The 19,030-nt window shown below is 71.6% G+C and carries 14 protein-coding genes; 7 read left to right on the top strand and 7 right to left on the bottom strand.

Going from position 1 to position 19,030, the window contains the following annotated elements; all coding sequences use genetic code 11:
* Positions 1–819: a maleylpyruvate isomerase family mycothiol-dependent enzyme gene (locus tag FBY41_RS14095; RefSeq protein WP_141844833.1), complete on the top strand. Its 819-nt coding sequence runs from the start codon at positions 1–3 to the stop codon at positions 817–819.
* A 75-nt stretch (positions 820–894) separates the two neighbouring features.
* Here the strand turns inward: FBY41_RS14095 and FBY41_RS14090 are convergent, their stop codons facing one another.
* Genes FBY41_RS14090 through uxaC form a run of 4 tightly spaced genes read right to left on the bottom strand, consistent with a single transcriptional unit; the run spans position 895 to position 7,052 of the window.
* Positions 895–2,376 (bottom strand): glycoside-pentoside-hexuronide (GPH):cation symporter, encoded by a 1,482-nt coding sequence (locus tag FBY41_RS14090; RefSeq protein ID WP_185749055.1) that lies wholly within the window; start codon positions 2,374–2,376, stop codon positions 895–897.
* Positions 2,377–2,426: 50 nt separating this feature from the next.
* Positions 2,427–4,097 (bottom strand): gluconokinase, encoded by a 1,671-nt coding sequence (locus FBY41_RS14085; protein ID WP_141844831.1) that lies wholly within the window; start codon positions 4,095–4,097, stop codon positions 2,427–2,429.
* Positions 4,090–5,631, bottom strand: a complete 1,542-nt coding sequence (locus tag FBY41_RS14080; RefSeq protein WP_260439775.1) for a mannitol dehydrogenase family protein — start codon at positions 5,629–5,631, stop codon at positions 4,090–4,092. The genes FBY41_RS14085 and FBY41_RS14080 overlap by 8 nt, the downstream gene beginning before the upstream one ends.
* Complete coding sequence (gene uxaC / locus FBY41_RS14075) at positions 5,628–7,052, bottom strand: glucuronate isomerase (protein ID WP_141844830.1); 1,425 nt, start codon at positions 7,050–7,052, stop codon at positions 5,628–5,630. Before uxaC ends, FBY41_RS14080 begins: the two co-directional genes overlap by 4 nt.
* A gap of 98 nt (positions 7,053–7,150) precedes the next feature.
* Here uxaC and FBY41_RS14070 point away from each other — a divergent pair, with 98 nt between their 5' ends.
* Positions 7,151–8,488: a lactate racemase domain-containing protein gene (locus tag FBY41_RS14070; RefSeq protein WP_141844829.1), complete on the top strand. Its 1,338-nt coding sequence runs from the start codon at positions 7,151–7,153 to the stop codon at positions 8,486–8,488.
* Here FBY41_RS14070 and FBY41_RS14065 read toward each other — a convergent pair.
* Positions 8,392–9,462 carry a LacI family DNA-binding transcriptional regulator gene (locus tag FBY41_RS14065; protein WP_141844828.1) on the bottom strand — a complete coding sequence of 357 codons (1,071 nt, stop codon included), beginning with the start codon at positions 9,460–9,462 and terminating at the stop codon, positions 8,392–8,394. The genes FBY41_RS14070 and FBY41_RS14065 overlap by 97 nt on opposite strands.
* 488 nt (positions 9,463–9,950) lie before the next feature.
* Between FBY41_RS14065 and FBY41_RS14060 the strand changes: the two genes are divergently transcribed.
* The 5 genes from FBY41_RS14060 (at position 9,951) to larB (ending at position 16,035) form a co-directional block, all read left to right on the top strand.
* Complete coding sequence (locus tag FBY41_RS14060) at positions 9,951–10,715, top strand: hypothetical protein (protein ID WP_141844827.1); 765 nt, start codon at positions 9,951–9,953, stop codon at positions 10,713–10,715.
* Positions 10,716–11,056: 341 nt separating this feature from the next.
* A complete protein-coding gene (gene uidA, locus FBY41_RS14055) occupies positions 11,057–12,838 on the top strand; it encodes a beta-glucuronidase (protein WP_141845144.1) in 1,782 nt (593 codons plus the stop codon).
* Positions 12,839–12,897: 59 nt separating this feature from the next.
* A complete protein-coding gene (gene gndA, locus FBY41_RS14050; RefSeq protein ID WP_221629279.1) occupies positions 12,898–14,331 on the top strand; it encodes an NADP-dependent phosphogluconate dehydrogenase in 1,434 nt (477 codons plus the stop codon).
* A gap of 35 nt (positions 14,332–14,366) precedes the next feature.
* Positions 14,367–15,269 carry an asparagine synthase-related protein gene (locus tag FBY41_RS14045; RefSeq protein WP_141844826.1) on the top strand — a complete coding sequence of 301 codons (903 nt, stop codon included), beginning with the start codon at positions 14,367–14,369 and terminating at the stop codon, positions 15,267–15,269.
* Complete coding sequence (gene larB / locus FBY41_RS14040; RefSeq protein ID WP_311769404.1) at positions 15,262–16,035, top strand: nickel pincer cofactor biosynthesis protein LarB; 774 nt, start codon at positions 15,262–15,264, stop codon at positions 16,033–16,035. Before FBY41_RS14045 ends, larB begins: the two co-directional genes overlap by 8 nt.
* Before the next feature lie 33 nt (positions 16,036–16,068).
* On the opposite strand, the gene FBY41_RS14035 is transcribed toward larB, so the two are convergent.
* Together FBY41_RS14035 and FBY41_RS14030 are read right to left on the bottom strand one after the other, a co-directional pair.
* Positions 16,069–17,427 carry a LarC family nickel insertion protein gene (locus FBY41_RS14035; RefSeq protein WP_141844825.1) on the bottom strand — a complete coding sequence of 453 codons (1,359 nt, stop codon included), beginning with the start codon at positions 17,425–17,427 and terminating at the stop codon, positions 16,069–16,071.
* Between the two features lie 4 nt (positions 17,428–17,431).
* On the bottom strand, positions 17,432–18,991 hold the full coding sequence (locus FBY41_RS14030; protein ID WP_185749054.1) for a hypothetical protein: 1,560 nt from the start codon (positions 18,989–18,991) through the stop codon (positions 17,432–17,434).
* Positions 18,992–19,030: the final 39 nt, after the last annotated feature.

Here is a 19,030-nt window from a genome sequence, read left to right as displayed (position 1 = left end):
ATGCCGTCCGGCCCGTCCGACCCCGCCGCTCCACCGTTCCTCGACCACCTCGCGGATGACTCCGCGCGCTTCCGAACGGTCCTCGCCGATGCCCCGCCGGGCCTGCGGGTGCCGACGTGCCCCGACTGGGACGCCGACGACCTCATCTGGCACCTCGCCGAGGTGCAGTGGTTCTGGGGTGAGATCGCCGCCGGCGGCCTGACGACCCGAGCCGACGTCGATGCGCTCGATGGACGTCGCGTCGAGCGGCCGGCCGACCGTGCCGGGCTCCTCGAGCACTTCGACCGGTCGAGCAGCCGGCTCCACGCCGCCCTCGCTGCACTCGACCCCGCCACCGAGCTGTGGATGTGGGCCGACGAGCACACCGCCGGCTACATCGCGCGGCGCCAGGCGCACGAGGCGATGATCCACCGCCTCGACGCCGAGCTGACCGTCGGCGCGCGCACTCCCCTCGACTGCCGCCTGGCAGCCGACGGCGTCGACGAGGCGCTGCGCATCATGCGTGGCTACGAGCCCGAGCCGGGGCTCACGCACGAACCCGTCGCGGGCACGGTCACGATCGCCACCGTCGATGCGATGCACGCGTGGACCGTCACGCCGGTGCGGATCACCGGCGCCTACGAGGGCCGGCAGATCGACCTCAGGCGCTTTCTCGTCGACGACGGCCCCGACGACGCCTCGGCCGCTGAGATCTGCGGCACCGCGGCCGACCTCGACTGCTGGCTCTGGAACCGCCCAGCGGCCGAGGCGATCACTCGTGAGGGTGAGGCGGCCGCGTTGGCCGCCGTGGACGCCGTGCTCACCGACTCGATCGACTGACGCTCGCCCGGCACAGAAGACGGCGCCGGGCGGGTCCATCGGACCCACCCGGCGCCATGAGCACCACCGTGCGCGTCAGACCTCCCGCGCCTCGATGACCTGACCGTCGGGCCCGATGAGGTGGCCCTGCCGGCGCTTGCGCAGCTCCGTCTCGTTGCGGATCTCACGGAAGCGCTCGTCGGTGAGCGGGTACTTCCAGAAGATGAGCATCGCGATGGCGGCGACGATCGCGGGGAGCAGTCCGATCGTGAAGCGGATCGCGTCGATGGCGGACTCCGGCTGGACCGGGTTGGGCACCGCCGCGGTGGCGGAGAGGTAGCCACCGAAGGCGAGGGCCGCCGCACCCACCGCGCCACCGATCGACTGCGTGATCTTGCGGGTGAAGGAGAAGACCGCGTAGGTGGCGCCCTCGGACCGCTGCCCGGACTTCCACTCGCCGTACTCGACGGTGTCGGCCTCGAGGCCGAACATGATCGTGTTGATCAGAGCTGCGCCGATTCCCTTGATGCCCAAGAAGATCAGGGCAGGAGCGACGGCGCCGACCGGCGTGAAGAAGAGCGCGATCCCGCCGACGACGGTGAAGACGCCGCACCACTGGAAGAGGGACTTCTTGCCGAAGCGGTCGACGAGCTTGGGGATGAAGGGAGCCGCGACGATCGAGATGCCGCTGTTGACGAGGGTGATCGGGCCGAGCCACTTGATGTCGCCCATGACGTACTGCGCGTAGAAGGCGGACGCACCGCCGACGGCGAAGAGGCCGACGAGGTAGAAGAAGCTCGCCGCGCAGAGGTAGCCGAGGGGCTTGTTGGTCCGGATCGTGTCGTACGTCTCGCGCAGCGACACCCGGGGTGAGGTGCGCACGACCTGCTCGCGACAGAAGTACCAGGTGATGAGGTAGGCGATCGAGCCGATGACGATGAAGAGCAGGGTCGTCTGCGTGAAGATGGCCTGCACCTGCTCCTGGTACTCCGCGGGGGTCAGCGTCTTCTTCACCGACTTCAGGTCCGAGATCTTCGGCGCGATGATGTAGGTGAGGACGATGCCCCCGAGCGCGCCGCCGAAGAAGCGCGACGACACGAGCTTGGCCCGCTCCTTGACAGACTGCGTCATCGCCGAGGCGAGCGAGCCGTACGGGATGTTGACGAGCGAGTAGAGCAGGCCGAGGACCGCGTAGGTGACGTAGGCGTAGAGCAGCTTCGCGCCGTCGTCGAGCGAGCTCGGGACATGGAAGGTGAGGAAGCTGAGGAAGAGCAGCGGCACGGCTCCGAAGAGAATGAAGGGGCGGAACTTGCCCATCCGCGTCATGGTGCGGTCGACGAGCCGGCCCGCGAACATGTCGGCGACGGCGTCCCAGAGCCGCACGACGAAGAACATCGTTGCGACGGCGGCCGCGGAGAGGCCGGCGACGTCGGTGTAGTAGTAGAGCAGGAACGCCGTGCTGAGGGTGAATGCCAGGTTGTTCGCGAAGTCGCCGAATCCGTAGCCGACGACCGATCGCTTGGGAAGGCGCTCGTCGACGAACGACTGCGCGATCTCCTCTTTGGTGATGGTGCTCATGGGGCCGAACTCCTTTGTGGGCCAAGGCTTTTTCGCCATCGGTGATGCACCTAGTGAAGGGCCGTCTGGCCCTGGCGGACAACGAGTTGCCTCTTGTTGCCAGACGGTTGCACGGTGTTGCCGCGCACGGTGCCCGAGGGACCCGCCAGCAGGGCTGCCGCATCCGCCAGATCGCGCAGCCGCGCCCCCGCGGAGGCTCGCGCGTCGCGGTATGCCGCTGAGCTGGCTTCCGGCGCCACGACCCTGTCGCTGCCGTCGGCACGGTCCCCGACGAGACCCGGGGCGAGGCGCCTCAAGGAGTCCTCCAGCGTGGCCTCGAGCCCGACGGCGTGTAGCCCGAGCGCCGCCGCACCGAGCGCCGACCCCTCGGCGCCGGCCGTCACACTGAGCGGCCGGCCGAGGGCTCCGGAGAGGACCTCGCGCCAGAGCTCGCTACGGAAGACACCCCCGGTGGCGCGGATCGAGGTCACGGGCTCGACCTCGTCGAGGCCGTCGAGGATCGTGGCGAGCTGGTAGGCGACGCCCTCGACAGCGGCACGCACGAAGTGCGCCCGGGTGTGGCGCTGGCGGATGCCGAGGTAGGCGCCGCGCAGGTCGGCGTCCCAGAGAGGGCCACGCTCGGCCAGGAGGAACGGCAGCATGACGAGGCCCTCGCTGCCGGGTTCGACGCCGGCAGCGAGGGCCAGCAGGTCGGTGTCGGTGACGGGCGGGCCGGCATACTCCTCGGGGGCGTCGGGACGCTCGGCCGCGAAGACTGACCCGGCCCACCTGACGACGGCGCCGCCGTTGCTGATGGGAGTGCCGAGCACCCACCGGTCCTCCGTCAGGGCATAGCAGAAGAGGCGGCCGCTCGGGTCGGCCCACGGGTGGTCGACGACGAGACGGAGGGCGCCGCTCGTGCCGAGGGAGAGCCCGGCGACGCCGGGGCGGATCGCGCCCGTGCCGAGGTTGCCCAGGGGCCCGTCGCCGGCACCGAGGACCACGGGGGTGCCGGCGGGCAGGCCGACTCGTCTGGCGACGTCGGCGTCGAGCGGCAGGGTCGCTGTCGTCGGGAGCACCGGTGGCAGCTGGCCGAGGCGGGCGCCCGAGAGCGCGACCGCCTCGGCGTCCCAGGTGCGGTCGGCGATGGAGAGCATCCCCGTGCCGCTGGCGGACGACAGCTCCGTGACGAGGTGACCGGTGAGGGCGTGCAGGATGAGGTCCTTGAGCCCGACCCAGGAGGCGGCCCGGGCCATGAGCTCCGGCTCGTTCTCGGCGAACCAGCACAGCTTGGTGAGGGGTGACATCGAGTGCACCGGCGTGCCGGACCGGGCGTGGAGCGAGGCCGAGAGCGGGGTCTCGCGCAGCCTGCGTGCGACGTCGCGGGCCCGCGCGTCGGCCCAGGTGACGATCGGCGTCAGGGGTCGCGCCTCGGCGTCGAGGGCGATGAGCCCGTGCATCGCGGTGCTCACCGAGACGGCGACGACGGACCCGCCGTCGAGCTGGGCGACGCAGCCCGCGAGAGACGTCAGGGTGGCCGCGACGACGGCGTCGGCGTCCTGCACGCGCCACCCGGAGCGGGGCCTGACGAGGGGATACTCGTGCACGGCGACCGCCGCGGGCGACCCGCTCGTCACGTCGGGCTCGGCATCGTCGAGGAGCCGGAACGCGACGACCTTGGCCGCTGTGGTGCCGACGTCGACCCCGACGACGTAGCGAGGCTGGTGTCGCCCGTCACTCACGAGCGGCACCCGCGAGTGAGGCGGTCGCCGTGGTGGCTCGCCCCAGTCGGGTGAGGTGCGCGAGCTGGGCGAGCACGACAGGCGCGATCGGCTCGCGCTGGCCGTCGTCGAGGCCGAGCCACTCGAGCACCGAACGGACCGCGGCCTGCGGGTCGCCCTGTGCGAGCGCCCGGACCTCGGTCGCTGCGGTGTCGGTGACCGGCGCTCCGAGCCCACGCAGGTGCGCGATCCACGCGGCGACGATCCGGGTCGCGCCGGGTGCGACGCGGCCCCGGGCCAGCTCGGCCCGGATGACGGGCAGGGCTCGGATCGGCACCTTCTGCGAGCCGTCCGCCGCGATCTGCGCGAGGAGGTGGCGGATCTGCGGGTTGCGGTAGCGCTCGAGCAGGGCCTGGCGGTAGTCCGAGACGTCGACGGCCGGGAGGTCGACGTGCGGCGCCGCGGCGTCCCACCACTCCTCCACCCACGAGCGTACGAGGGGGTCGGCGATCGCGTCGGCCACGGTCTCGTGCCCGAGGAGGGAGCCGGCATACGCCATGAGCGAGTGGGAGCCGTTGAGCAGCCAGAGCTTGCGCGTCTCGAAGGGACGCACGTCCGCCACGACCGTGGCACCCGCCGACTCCCAGTCGGGCCGCCCCGCCGGAAAGGTGCCGGCGAGCACCCACTCCGAGAACGGCTCGGTCGGCACGGTCTCGGGGTCGTCGACACCCGTCTGGCGTGCGACCTCGGCACGGTCGTCCGCGGTCGAGCGCGGCGTGATGCGGTCGACCATCGTCGTCACCCAGGAGACGTTGGCGTCGATCCAGGCCGGGAGGGAGGGGTCGACGAGGGAGGCGAGGTCCCCGACGACGCGTGCGACCATCGGGCCGTTGTCGGGCACGTTGTCGTTGGGGACGACGGCGATCGGACCTCCGCCCGACGCCCGGCGGGTCAAGAGGCCGGCGACGAGCTTCCCCGGCGTCGTCGACACGCTCCCGCGCGGATCCCCCTGCAGCGCAGCGATGTCCGCGCGCACATCGGCTGCGTCGACGTCGAGCCCGCCCTGCGGGTTCCGGCGGTAGCCGGCCTCGGTGACGGTCAACGTCACGACGGCCACGGCGGGGTCGGAGAAGTAGCCGCGGAGAGCGTCGAGGTCATCGGCCGGGTGCACGGCACTGAGGCTCGAGATGACCTCAGGACGTGCTCCCCCCGGGCCCCGGACGAGGAGGGTGTAGAGCCCGTCCTGCTCGGCCAGGCTCTCCGCGACGGCGGGCGAGCGCCCCGTGAAGGCGGCGATCCCCCACTGCGCGGCGTCGCTCGCGTGCTCCGTGTACCAGGCGGCGTGCGCCCGGAAGAAGTTGCCGACGCCGAGGTGGACGATGCGCACGGGCGCGGCGGGCCGCCCGTCGGTCTCTCGCCGGAGGCGGCGCCGAGCCACCCCGGCGTGGGCCGCGTCGTCGGTGTCGCGCGCCGTGTCGGACGTCGTGTCCGGCGTCGTGTCGGGCGTCGTGTCGGGCGTCGTGTCGGGCGTCGTTTCGGTCGGGTGGGTGCTCACAGCTTGAACGCCTTCCTGGGGATGGTCGAGACGAGGTCGATCACCGTCTCGAGGGCCTCGTCCTCGTCGAGCCGGTGCTCGGCCACGAGCTGGGCGAGGTAGCCGCTGTCGAGGCGCCGGGACATGTCGTGGCGGGCCGGGATGGACAGGAACGCGCGCGTGTCGTCGATGAAGCCCGAGGTCCGGTAGAAGCCGGCCGTCTCGGTGACGGCGCCACGGAAGCGGCGCACGGCCTCGGGCGCGTCGAGGAACCACCACGGGGCGCCCGCGTAGACGCTCGGGTAGAACCCGGCCAGCGGCGCGATCTCCCGCGAGAGGACCGTCTCGTCGAGCGTGAAGAGAATGAGCTGGAAGCCCTCCGCCGTGCCGAAGCGGTCGAGGAGCGGCTGCAGGCCTCGGGTGAACTCCACGGTCGTCGGGATGTCGTGACCCGTGTCGGGTCCGAAGCGCTCGAGCGTCGGCGAGTGGTGGTTGCGGTGCACGCCCGGGTGCAGTGTCATGACGAGGCCGTCCTCGGTCGACATCCGGGCCATCTCGACGAGCATGTGGCGGCGGAAGGCGGTCGCGTCGCCCGAGCACACGACGCCGCGCAGCGCGGCGTCGTAGATCCGGGCGGCCTCGTTCTCGTCGAGGGTGAGGGTCACGACGTCGGCGTGGCTGTGGTCGCTCGAGACGGCGCCGTTGGCCTTGAAGAAGCGCCGCCGCTCCTCGAGCGCTGCGAGGTAGCCCCGGTAGGTGCCGGTGTCGACCCCGCTCGCCCTCGACAGGTCGGTCATGAGGTCGGCGAAGTCCGCGCGCGCAGGCTCGAGGTAGCGGTCGGGTCGGAAGGTGGGCACGACGCGCCGACGGAACCCGTCGTCGCGCAGCGTGCGGTGGTGGTGGAGGTCGTCGACCGGGTCGTCCGTCGTCGCGAGGATGTCGATGCCGAAGCGCTCCATGAGGGCCCGGGGGCGGAAGTCGGGTGCCGCGATCGCCTCGGCGACCCGGTCGTAGATGGCGTCGGCGCTCTCCGGCGCCAGTCGCTCCGTGACCCCGAAGACGTCGGCGAGCACGCTGTCCATCCAGAAGCGGCTCGGTGTGCCGCGGAAGGCCGGCCAGTGCTGCGCCAGCAGGTGCCAGGCGCGTCGCGACTCGGCGGCCGTCAGCGGGCGACCCCCGACTCCGAGCTCGTCCAGCGCGACACCACGGGCATGGAGGAGGCGGAAGACGTAGTGGTCCGGGGAGACCAGCAGGCTCGTCGGGTCGCTGAACGCGACGTCCTCCGCGAGCCACTGCGGTGGGACGTGGCCGTGAGGCGAGATGATGGGCAACCCGGCGACAGCGGCATACAGCCGGCGGGCGATCTCGCGCGTCCGCGGCTCGACGGGCAGGAGCCGATCGGGGTCGAGGGCAAGGGGCCGGGCTGTCGCGAGGGTCGTCATGTCTGCCATCGTGCGCCCCCGGCGCGCGGGTGCCCACGAGTTGCCACGAGTTGCCCGGCGCCCTTGTCGGCGCGGGCGGTCGGGGCAACAGTGGGTCCATGACGACCACCGCACCGAGGCCGGCCACCGCACCGAGGCCGACCACCACCCCAGCTGCCGACGAGACACCGCAGGAGGCGGCCCGCCGGGCCGCGCGCCTCGGCGGCACCGAAGGGGTGCTCGCTCCGGAGGCGGTGAAGGCCTTCATCGCCGAGCAGCTGGGCGGGGCCGACCTCGACGGGAAGAGCGTCTGCATCGTCGTCCCCGACGGCACGCGCACCTGTCCGCTGCCCCTCCTCGTCGGCGCGGTGCACCGAGCGCTGCACGGGCGCGTCACGCGGATGACCACGCTCATCGCACTCGGCACCCACCAGCCCATGTCGGAGGCAGCGCTCGCTGCCCACCTCGGCTACGAGGAGAGAGGGCTCGAGGCCACGTATCCGGGCATGTCGGTGGTCAACCACGAGTGGTGGGAGCCGTCGACCTTCGCCGACCTCGGCACCATCCCGGCAGCGCGCCTGGCGGAGCTGTCGGAGGGGCGGCTGTCGATGGACGTGCCGGTGCTGCTCAACCGGGCGGTGGTCGAGCACGACGTGGCGCTTGTCGTGGGGCCGGTGCTGCCGCACGAGGTCGTCGGCATCTCGGGCGGCAACAAGTACTTCTTCCCCGGTGTCGCGGGCCAGCAGATCATCGACGTCTCGCACTGGATCGGGGCGCTCATCACCTCCGCCGAGATCATCGGCACGACGGACATCACGCCGGTGCGGGCGCTCATCAACGAGGGCGCGTCGCTCGTCCCGGCCGAGAAGCTCGCCCTCTGCGTCGTCGGCGAGTCGGGCTCGCTCGACCTGCACTCGATCTCCTTCGGCGACACGATCTCGTCGTGGGCCAACGCGGCCGAGGTCTGCGCTGCCACGCACGTCACCTACCTCGACGAGCCGGTCCACCGGGTCATCTCGGTCATCCCGGAGATGTACGAGGACATCTGGACCGGCGCCAAGGGCTTCTACAAGCTCGAGCCCGCGGTGGCGGACGGCGGCGAGGTCATCATCTACGCGCCGCACATCACCGAGATCTCGACGAGCCACCCCGAGATCAACGAGATCGGCTACCACTGCCGCGACTACTTCGTGAAGCAGTGGGACCGGTTCGAGCACATCCACTGGGGCACCCTTGCCCACTCGACCCACCTCCGGGGGGCGGGCACCTACGACGCCGAGACGGGCGAGGAGCGTCTGCGCGTGCGCGTCACGCTCGCGTCGCAGATCCCCGAGGAGGTATGCCGCGCAGCCAACCTCGGCTACGTGGACCCAGGCTCCATCGACGTCGCTGCGGAGGCGGAGGGTGGCGCGTTCGTCGTGCCGAACGCCGGTGAGGTCCTCTTCCGGCTGCGCTGACCCGTCGACCGGCGCACGACGAGACGCACCGGCATGACGATCGGCTCACGGCTCGGCACGGCGCCCCCGGCCATGGCGACGAGGTTCTTGACGCCGGTCGCGCCCATCGCGTGCAGCGGCGCGGCGACGGTCGTCAGCTCCGGCTCGGTGATCTCGGCCAGGAGGGTGTTGTCGAAGCCGACGACGCTGACGTCGCCCGGCACGCTGAGGCCGAGTCGGAGCAGTCCCTTGAGCACGCCGATGGCGACGACGTCGTTGTAGGCGATGACGGCGGTGGCCCGCTGGGCGGCGATCTCGGCGGCTCGGCCGAAGCCGGCTTGCACGGTGGGGCTGTTGCAGGGGCCGACCCGGCGCAGGCGGATGTCGAGCTCGTAGGTCGCCTCACGCAGCGCCTGCCACCGCGTGCCGTCGGTCCAGCTCGACTCGGGGCCGGCGACGTAGGTGATCGAGTCGTGGCCGAGCTCGGTCAGGTGCTCGACCGCCCGGCGGACGCCACGGGCGTTGTCGACGAGGATGTTGGGCACCTCGGGAAGTCGGCGGTTGAGGACGATGACGGGCTTCTGCTTGGCCATCATGCGGATCGCCTGGTCCGACATCCGCGAGCTCGTCAGGAGCACGCCCTCGACGGCGCGCAGCTCGCGCTCGGTCCACTCCCGCTCGAGCTGCGCGTCCTCCTGGGTGTGCGACAGGAGCAACGTGTAGCCGAGCTCCGCCGCGGCCTCGTGGGCGCCCCGGATGATGTCGCCGTAGAACGGGTTCGTGATGTCGGTGACGACGACGGCGAGCGTCCTCGTGCGGGTCGGCACGAGGCCCGGGAGCGAGCCGGAGCGGTAGCCGAGCTGCTCCGCGGCGGAGAAGATCCGCGCCGCGGTCTCGGCGTTGACGCGCCCCGGCCGGGCGAAGGCCCGCGACACCGTCGACGCGGCCACCCCGGCGGCCTCCGCCACGTCGTAGATGGTCGGCCGGCGCTCCATCCCGCCAATCTAGGCAGCCACCCCCCACCCCCACAATCGAAAGAGCACCCCGTCGCCTCCCAGCCAAGGCGAGAGCGCGTCGCCAGACGACCGCGTATGCCGTCCGCGACCTCCCGATCGAACGAGCACTCCGTCGTACCTCGGCGTATGCCGTCCGCGAACCCTCAATCGAAAGAGCACTTCGTCGGACCCCGGCGGCCTGTGGACAAGTCACCGCCTCGATCGTGGGTCGTCGCCACCATCGACACATGCCTTCCCCCCTCCCCGAACCGCTCAGACACCGGCCCTTCACTCCAGGTATCGCCAGTGTGTGGGGCCTGACGCGAACTCAGGTGTACGCGATGAACCTCGTGTCGCCGGTCCGTGGCGTATGGGCGGCCGACCCACTCGACTCACTCGTGGAGCAGTGCGGTGCCATCTCACTCGTGGTCGAGTGCCATGCGTTCTCTCACCTGACCGCCGCCAGACTTCACGGGCTTCCACTTCCGATGGCGCTGGACGACGACGACTCGATCCACGTCGTCCGCGATGCCCGTGACGGGGCGATCCGTCGACGGGGGCTGATCGGACACCGCGGCCTCCTCAGTCGCGAGGTGGTCACGTTTGCCGGTCTCCCCGTGACGAGCCCGGCAGAGACCTGGGTCGACATGGGCGAGCTCATTCGCCCCGGGATGCCCTTGGGTCTGGACGACCTCGTCGTCATGGGAGATGCCGTGGCGACCAGGCTGGGCTCGGTGGACCCCTTGCACGAGGCCCTGAGCGCCAGAGTCGCCCCGCGCGGCAAGCTCACCCTCCTCGAAGCCCTCACCTGGATCAGAGTCGGCTCGGAGTCACCGGGCGAGACTCGCACGAGGCTCGTGCTCGTGCGAGCAGGGCTGCCCGAGCCTGAGCTCAATCAGCCCATTGTCGCGGTGGGCGACCGGTGGTTGGGCCGGCCCGACATGCGTTGGGTCGCACAGCGGGCGCTGCTCGAGTACCAAGGGCGGGAGTTCCACGACAGCGACGAGCAACGAGCGCAGGACAAGGTGCGGTTCCAACGGTTCGGCGACGACGGCTGGTCGGTCATCGAGGTCTGGGACGAGGATGTCAACACCGACGCGGCCCGAATGGCGCTGGTGCTGAGGGCCGCTGAGGAGCTGGGTCAGCCACGGGAAGGCTTGGAGCTCACCGACATCCACCCGAGGTTCTTCAGCACGCGGATGCTCGAGCTCGCCGAGATCCGCGCCCGGAGAATGCGCGCCAGAGGCTGCTGATCCCGCCCGCCGACGAACTGCTCTTTCGATCGGGAAGGGCCTTGCGGCATACGGGCTCGGCTGGTCGACGAACTGCTCTTTCGATCGGGTGGGGGGACAGCCCGAGCTGCGATCGAAAGAGCAGTTCGTCGCCCTTCCACGCAGCCGCGCCGGGCCGCTCGAACCCGACGAACTGCTCTTTCGATCGGGGAGGACCGGGCGGCATACGGGCTCGGCTGGCTGACGGACTGCTCTTTCGATTCTGGTGGGTATGGGCGTGGCAACTGGTGGCAATCGCTCGCCTGGCGCTGGCGGCGGTGACTCAATGGAGGGACGCCCCACCGATGACGAAAGGCACCACCATGCTGCGCCCCCAGGACACCTCCACTCGCGAGACGAAGCGCCTCGACGGCCTCTGGTCGTTCGAGCTCGACGGAGACTCCGCGGGCCGCGACGCCGGGTGGTTCCGTGGTCCGCTGCCCTCGCCCCGCGACATGGCGGTGCCCGCGAGCTTCAACGACCTGACCGCCGACGCCGCCGTGCGCGACTACGTCGGCGACATCTGGTACCAGCGCACCGTCCGCGTCCCGCGCGGCTGGACGGACCAGCGCGTCGTGCTGCACTTCGAGTCCGCGACGCACCGCGCCACCGTCTGGGTCGACGACCACGAGGTGGTGAGCCACGAGGGCGGCTACACACCCTTCGAGGCCGATGTCACGGAGTTCGTCACCCCGGGCGAGGAGGTCCGCATCACGGCGCTCGTCAACAACACCCTGAGCTTCCAGTCGATCCCGCCCGGCGTCATCGAGGACACGGCCGCGGGCAAGGCCCAGCGCTACTGGCACGACTTCTTCAACTTCGCCGGCATCCACCGCTCGGTCTGGCTGGCCGCGACGCCTCAGGCGCGCATCGAGAACCTCACCGTCGTGACCGGCTTCTCGGGTGACGTCGGCTCGGTCGACTTTGCGGTCGAGACCGCCGACTCCGACGGGCTCGAGGTCCGCACCGTCCTGCGTGACGCCGCGGGCCGCGAGGTCGCCACCGGCAGCGGCGCGACCGGCTCGCTGCGCGTCGATGACGTCCACCTCTGGGCACCAGGACACGGCTACCTCTACGACCTCGAGGTCCAGCTCGTCGACGACACCGGCGTCGTTCTCGACACCTACCACCAGTCCGTCGGCATCCGCACCGTCGAGGTGCGCGGCACCGAGTTCCTCATCAACGGCGACCCCTTCTACTTCAAGGGCTTCGGCATGCACGAGGACCACTCGACGATCGGCAAGGCACACAGCCCGGCCCACCTCGTCCAGGACTTCGAGCTGCTCGACTGGATCGGGGCCAACTCGTTCCGTACGTCGCACTACCCCTACTCCGAGGACGTCCTCGACTACGCCGACCGCCACGGCATCGTCATCATCGACGAGACCGCGGCCGTCGGTCTCAACATGGGCCTCGGCGGCGGCATCTTCGGCGGGCAGGGCTACACGACCTTCTCCCCCGACACGATCAACGAGACCACTCGCGAGGTGCACGCCCAGGCCATCCGCGAGCTCATCGCCCGCGACAAGAACCACCCGAGCGTCGTGCTCTGGTCGATCGCCAACGAGCCCGAGTCCGACACCGAGGGCGCCGAGGACTACTTTCGCCCCCTCTTCGACGTCGCCCGCGAGGCCGACCCGTCCCGTCCCGTCGGCTTCGTCAACGTCATGCTCGCCCCGCACGGCAGCTGCCGCGTCTCCCAGTTCGCCGACGTCCTCATGCTCAACCGCTACTACGGCTGGTACGTCAACACGGGCGACCTCGCCGGCGCCGAGATCGCGTGGACCGAGGAGCTGACCGGCTGGGCGTCGGAGGGCAAGCCGATCATCATCACCGAGTACGGCGCCGACACCCTCGCCGGCAACCACTCCCTCACGCCTCAGCCGTGGAGCGAGGAGTACCAGGTCGACTACCTCGACATGAACCACCGTGTCTTCGACGCGTGCGAGGCTGTCGTGGGTGAGCATGTATGGAACTTCGCGGACTTCGCGACCACCTCCGGCATCATGCGCGTCGACGGCAACAAGAAGGGCGCCTTCACCCGCGACCGCAAGCCCAAGGCGGCCGCCTTCGCTCTCCGCCGCCGCTGGCGCAAGGACGCCTGACCCGACCAGCCCACCACCCGGCATACGCCGGATCACCCTCTCCCCCAAGGAAAGCAACCGTGAGCAGCCTCGCCACCATCGGAGTCACCGGACTCGCCGTCATGGGCAGCAACCTCGCCCGTAACCTCGCCCGCCACGGCCACACCGTCGCGGTGCACAACCGGAGCAACGCGAAGACGCAGGCGCTCATCGAGCAGCACGGGTCCGAGGGCACCTTCGTCCCTTCGGAGTCGACGGCCGACTTCGTCGCCTCCCTCGAGCGACCCCGGCGGATCATCGTCATGGTCAAGGCGGGCGGCCCGACCGACGCCGTCATCGACGAGCTCGTGCCGCTGCTCGAGGAGGGCGACATCGTCGTCGACGGCGGCAACGCGCACTTCGAGGACACCCGGCGCCGCGAGGCCCGGCTGCGCGAGCACGGGCTGCACTTCGTCGGCACGGGCATCTCCGGCGGCGAGGTCGGTGCCCTCGAGGGCCCGTCGATCATGCCGGGTGGCTCCAAGGAGTCGTATGCCGCCCTCGGCCCGATCCTCGAGTCCATCGCCGCGCAGGTCGACGGGGAGCCGTGCTGCGCCTGGATGGGCCCTGACGGCGCCGGCCACTTCGTCAAGATGGTCCACAACGGCATCGAGTACGCCGACATGCAGTTCATCGCCGAGGCCTACGACCTGCTGTCGGCGGCAGGACTCACGGCCGCCGAGGCAGCCGACGTCTTCAGGGAGTGGAACTCCGGCGAGCTCGACTCCTTCCTCATCGAGATCACGGCCGAGGTGCTCGACCAGGTCGACGCAGCCACCGGCGGCCCGCTCGTCGACGTCATCGTCGACGCGGCCGAGCAGAAGGGCACCGGCCGCTGGACCGTGCAGACGGCGCTCGAGCTCGGCGTGCCGGTGTCGACGATCGCCGAGTCGGTCTTCGCCCGCTCCGGATCTGGTGACACCGACGTGCGCGGAGCGGCCCGAGGAGTCTTGACCGGGCCGAATCGCACTGTGACAGTTGAGGATCGGCAGCGCTTCGTCGACGACGTGCGCGATGCACTGTGGTCCTCCAAGGTCGTCGCCTACGCCCAGGGTCTCGAGCAGATCCGCAAGGCGAGCGACGAGTACGTCTGGGACGTCGACATCGCGACCGTGGCCCGCATCTGGCGCGGCGGCTGCATCATCCGTGCACGCCTGCTCGCGCAGATCAGCGACGAGTACGCCGCCGGCCGGCTCGCGACGCTCCTCGTGGCCCCGAGCATCGTCTCCGGGCTCGGCGACCGCCAGGACGCGTGGCGACGCGTCATCGCCCTCGGCGCCACCTCGGGGGTCCCCGTGCCCGGCTTCTCGAGCGCGCTCGCCTACTACGACACGATGCGCGCCGAGCGTCTGCCGGCCGCCCTCGTCCAGGGTCTCCGCGACAACTTCGGAGCCCACACCTACGGCCGCATCGACCGCGACGGCGCCTTCCACACGCTGTGGTCGGGCGACCGGACCGAGGTCACGACGCCGTGATCGACCGACGGACGGCGATCGGCAAGACTGGGGACATGACGACTCCTGACCCGTCGGTCGAGGTGTGGGGGCAGCGCAACGACGCGCTGCCCCCACACCTTGCGGCGCGTGCTGACGCAGTGGGCGAGCGACTCCGAGCCGGTATGCCGTCCGGCCAAGGCCGCCTCGGCGTGGCCTTCTCGGGTGGCGTCGACTCCGGGCTCCTGCTCGCCCTCGCGGTGCGCGCGCTCGGAACGCCTCGGGTCGTCGCCGTCATCGGGGTCTCCCCCAGCCTTGCTGCCGATGAGCGCAGGGGCGCTCACGACGTCGCCGCCCACATCGGCGCGTCGGTCGTCGAGGTCGCGACGCACGAGGGCGACAACCCCGCCTACCGCGCCAACGGACCCGACCGCTGCTTCCACTGCAAGGACGAGCTCTTCACCCGGATCTCCGACGACGTTGCACGCGCACACGGTCTGACGGCCGTCGCCTACGGCGAGAACGCCGACGATGCCCGCCGGCCCGACCGCCCGGGCTCGCGCGCCGCGACCGAGCACGGCGTCCTGCGGCCGCTCGCCGACGCCGGCCTCACCAAGGCGGACGTGCGCGCGCTCGCTCGCGCCCTCGGCCTGCCCAACGCCGACAAGCCCGCCGCCCCGTGCCTGGCCTCGCGCATCCCGCACTTCTCGGTCGTCGATCCCGCCAAGCTGGCCCAGGTCGAGCAGCTCGAGGCGGCGGTCCGCTCGCTGGGCTTCGACGACTGCCGGGTGCGCCATCACGACCAGGTGGCGCGTATCGAGCTGTCGGAGCCCGACCTCGCGCGCTCGATGGCGGCTCCGGTCCGAGCGGCCCTGCACGAGGCCGGCCGGGCAGCCGGGTTCGCCTTCGTCGCCGTCGACGTCTCCGGCATCCAGTCCGGCGCCTTCACCCTCCCCCTCGTCCAGGTCACCCGTGGCTGACGCCGTCGCTCCCCCCGGCGACGGCGCTCGCCCCGGCGGGAGCGATCTCGGCAACGGCGATCTCGGCGAGAGCGATCTCCGCGACGTGGCCGAGCTCGACCTCGGAAGAGCGGCCCGGCGCGGCTACCCCGAGGCGATCTACTGCGAGGGCAAGACCTCCGAGCAGGTGCGCGCCATCGCCGAGCGCCTGCGGGCCGCGGCTGCCGATGGCACGACCTCGGGCGCCGTGCTCTTCACTCGCGCGAGCGCCGAGCACGCCGAGGCCGTCCTCGACGTGCTGCCCGACGCCGTCCACGACGAGACCGCGCGCCTTCTCGCCTGGCCGCCGGACCCTCCGGCTCCGTCGGGCGGGCTCGTGGCCGTCTTCTGCGCGGGCACGTCGGACCTTCCCGTGGCCCGCGAGGCCGTGCTCACCGCGCGCTACCTCGGACGCGCAACCGAGCTCGTCGTGGACGTCGGGGTGGCCGGCCTGCACCGGATCCTCGCCCGCCGCGACCTCATCGACCGGGCGCGCGCCATCGTCGTCGTCGCCGGCATGGACGGCGCCCTCCCGAGCGTCGTCGCCGGCCTCGCCGCGTCACCTGTCGTCGCCGTGCCCACGTCCGTCGGCTACGGCGCGGCCTTCGGGGGGCTCGCTCCCCTGCTCTCGATGCTCAACTCCTGCTCACCGGGGATCGGCGTCGTCAACATCGACAACGGCTACGGCGCCGGTCACCTCGCGGCCCAGATCGCGGCACCGTGGTCGCCCACCGCGGAGCGTGCCTGACAGCTCGGGAGCTCCGCACCCACGCCACCCCGGTCACGGGGTGTCGCGCAGCCCGTCCGGTATGCCGCCACCCCGCGTGAGACCCGCAGCCGCGGCAGCCGCTTCGGCTGCGTCGAGCACCTCGCGCACCGGCAGGCCCAGGGCGACAGCAGCAGCCTCGACGTCGCGGAACTCGGCGGCCACGTTGACGATGCGGCCCTGCTGGTGGGCCACCTTGATGCCCACGCGCTGACCGCTCACCTCGACATCCGACCAGCCACGGTCGAGCGCCCACCGGATGACGTCGTGCACCCGCACCCCGATGGTGCTCGTCGAGGCGAACACGACGTCGACGAGCCCGGCCACCAGCGACGGGGCCGCGAGGACGGAGAGCAGCTGGGCCGGCCGGCCACGCTTCATCGTCATCGGGGTGGTCCACGCATCGGCGGCGCCGGCCGCGAGCATGCCGTCGATGACGGTCGGCCACAATCGGGGGTCGAGGTCGTCGACGTTGGCCTCGATGACCTGCAGACGCTCCGCGGGGCCATCCGCGCCCCGGTCTCGATCCGGCTGGCCCACGACGACGCGCACGACGTTGGCCCGGTCGGGCTGCTCCTTGGTGCCGGCCCCGATGCCGACCGTGTGCACGGTCATGGCGGGCATCGCCGTCTGCCCGCCCGCGAGGGCGGTGACGAGCGCGACTCCCGTCGGGGTGGCGAGCTCGCCATCACCTCCGGAGGTGACGTCCCACCCGCGACACAGCTCGAGCACGGCTGGCACCGGCACGGGCACCCGGCCGTGCGCCACTCGCACCGAGCCGGAGCCCAGCGAGATCCGGCTCGCCGTCACACGGCGGCTTCCCCCCGCGCCCGGCGCCCCGGCCACACCCGAGGCGTTCGACGCCCCGGTCACACACGACGCCCCGGCCACACCCGACGCGCCGCCCCCGCCGAGTCCGCCGAGCACACCGAGGTCGGCGAGCGCAGCACAGGTGCCGACGACGTCGGCGATGGAGTCCCAGGCGCCGACCTCGTGGAAGTGCACGTCGTCGACGTCGGTGCCGTGCACGCGCGCCTCGGCGACGGCCAGGCGCTCGAAGACGGCGTGCGCGCTCTCGCGGACGACGTCGGGCAGGTCAGCCGCCCCCAGCCGATCCCTGATCTCGGACCAGCGGCGGTGGTGCTGGTCGGCGGCGAGCAGCTCGACGTCGACCTTGAGCGCCCGCATGCCGGCCCGCGCCGTCTCGTGTGCGACGAGTCGCACGGTGCCCGGGATGACCGAGTCCACAGCGGACTGGACGACCTCGAGAGCGGCTCCCGCGTCGACGAGGGCCCCGAGGAGCATGTCGCCGGAGACACCCGCCGAGACGTCGAGCCAGGCGCAGCGGTCCTCGCCGCGGTCCGGGTCGTTCATGGGTTCACCGTAGGCGCCCGGACGCGCGCGGGTCGCGCACGGCTCGCAGCCGCGGTCGCCGCAGGTGCGGCACCCAGAGGTGCACCATGCCGGCGAGGGCGACGACGAGCGGCACGAAGGCGAAGAGGTAGCGTGCCCGGCCCTGGAAGAGCAGGGTGAACGCGGCGATGCCGAGCACCGTGACCGCGAGCAGGACGATCTCGCGGCGGTAAGGGGCTCGGAGGAGCCCGACGCCCGCGAGCAGGAGCACGGTGATCCACATCGCCTGGGCAAGCTCGGCCCGCAGCGGGTACCACCGACCGTGCAGCCCGTTCAGCTCCTGCACGGTCGCGACCGCTCCGGTCGCCGGGGGCATCACCCCGGGCAGCGAGTCGGCCCCCTCGACCCAGGCCGAGAACATGCCGTCGCCCCAGTTCCACGCGAGCTTGTTGCCGTAGAACGCGAGGGTTCCGAGCGGACCCCGCTCGGCCCACCGGTCGGCGAGGAAGGCACGCGCATAGGAGTCCATCTCGTCTGGGCTCAGCCCCTGGATGCCGTCGACCATCTCGCGGGAGTACGTGCCGTAGTTCGTCACACCCGTCTCGCTCGTCTTCTCGTTGGACCCGTTGGCCAGCCACCACAGCGGGCTCGGCGAGACATCGGCTCGCAACCGGGAGTTGTCTGCACCCGAGGCGTTCTGCGCAAGGCTCGGCACCGCGACAGCCAGGGCCGAGAACAGCACGAGACCGGCCGCACAGGCTGCCAGCCCGGCTGCGCGACGCTCGAGGTGCTGGTGACCGTCGAAGACCGCCACGAGGACGGCGACAGCGACCGCGATCACCATGACGACCGGAGTCGTCTTGAGCGCGTACGCCACGGTCATCGCGAGGATCGAGAGGCACCACAGGACGACGCGCACCTCGCGGCGCCCCGGCGCGAGCGCGCGGGCCGCGAGAGCGGCGCCGCCGGTGACGAAGGGCATCGCGTAGAGGTCGGTGTACGGCACGGCCACCCAGGGGCTCGTCGCGACGAGCACGAGGGTGACGAGCTGGGCCGAGAGAGCGGGACCGCGGCCGGCCACCCGGGCGACGAGGTCGTGCACGGCATACAACGTCACGGCGACGCAGACGGCGCTGAGCCCGATGAGCACCTCGTCCGCCGTCAGACCCGCCTGCCTCGCGACCGCGTGACCCCACTGGTCGACCGCGAGGAGCGGCAGGTTGTTGGGGTAGAGCGAGAAGTAGTCGACGCCGAAGGGCGGCAGGGGCAGCCCCGAGTCGAGCGTGCGTGCGAGGTCCATGACGACGCGGGCGTCCCAGCCGTATGCGTACTGCCCGGCGAGACCCACCGCTGCCGTCACGACTCCCCCGCCGACCGCCACCGCCGGCGGCACCCAGCCGCGCCCGAGCCACCGCGGCAGGCGCGCGACGAGTGCCAGGAGCACGAGCGCGACGACGCCGACGACGACCACCGGCCAGCGATAGGGCGTGATGACCGCTCGGGGGGCGACGAGCGCGACGAGGGCCACGCCGAGCAGCCCGACCCCGGTGAGCCGCATGAGGAGGCGGCCGACCGGTGAGTCCATGCGCAGACCGTATCCCAGCGCCATCCGGGCATGGGGCGG

Origin of the sequence: Humibacillus xanthopallidus (assembly GCF_006716675.1) — a bacterium.
GTDB lineage: Bacteria > Actinomycetota > Actinomycetes > Actinomycetales > Dermatophilaceae > Humibacillus > Humibacillus xanthopallidus_B.
Note: the sequence above shows the minus strand (reverse complement) of the source record. Positions and strands in the feature narration are given on the sequence as shown.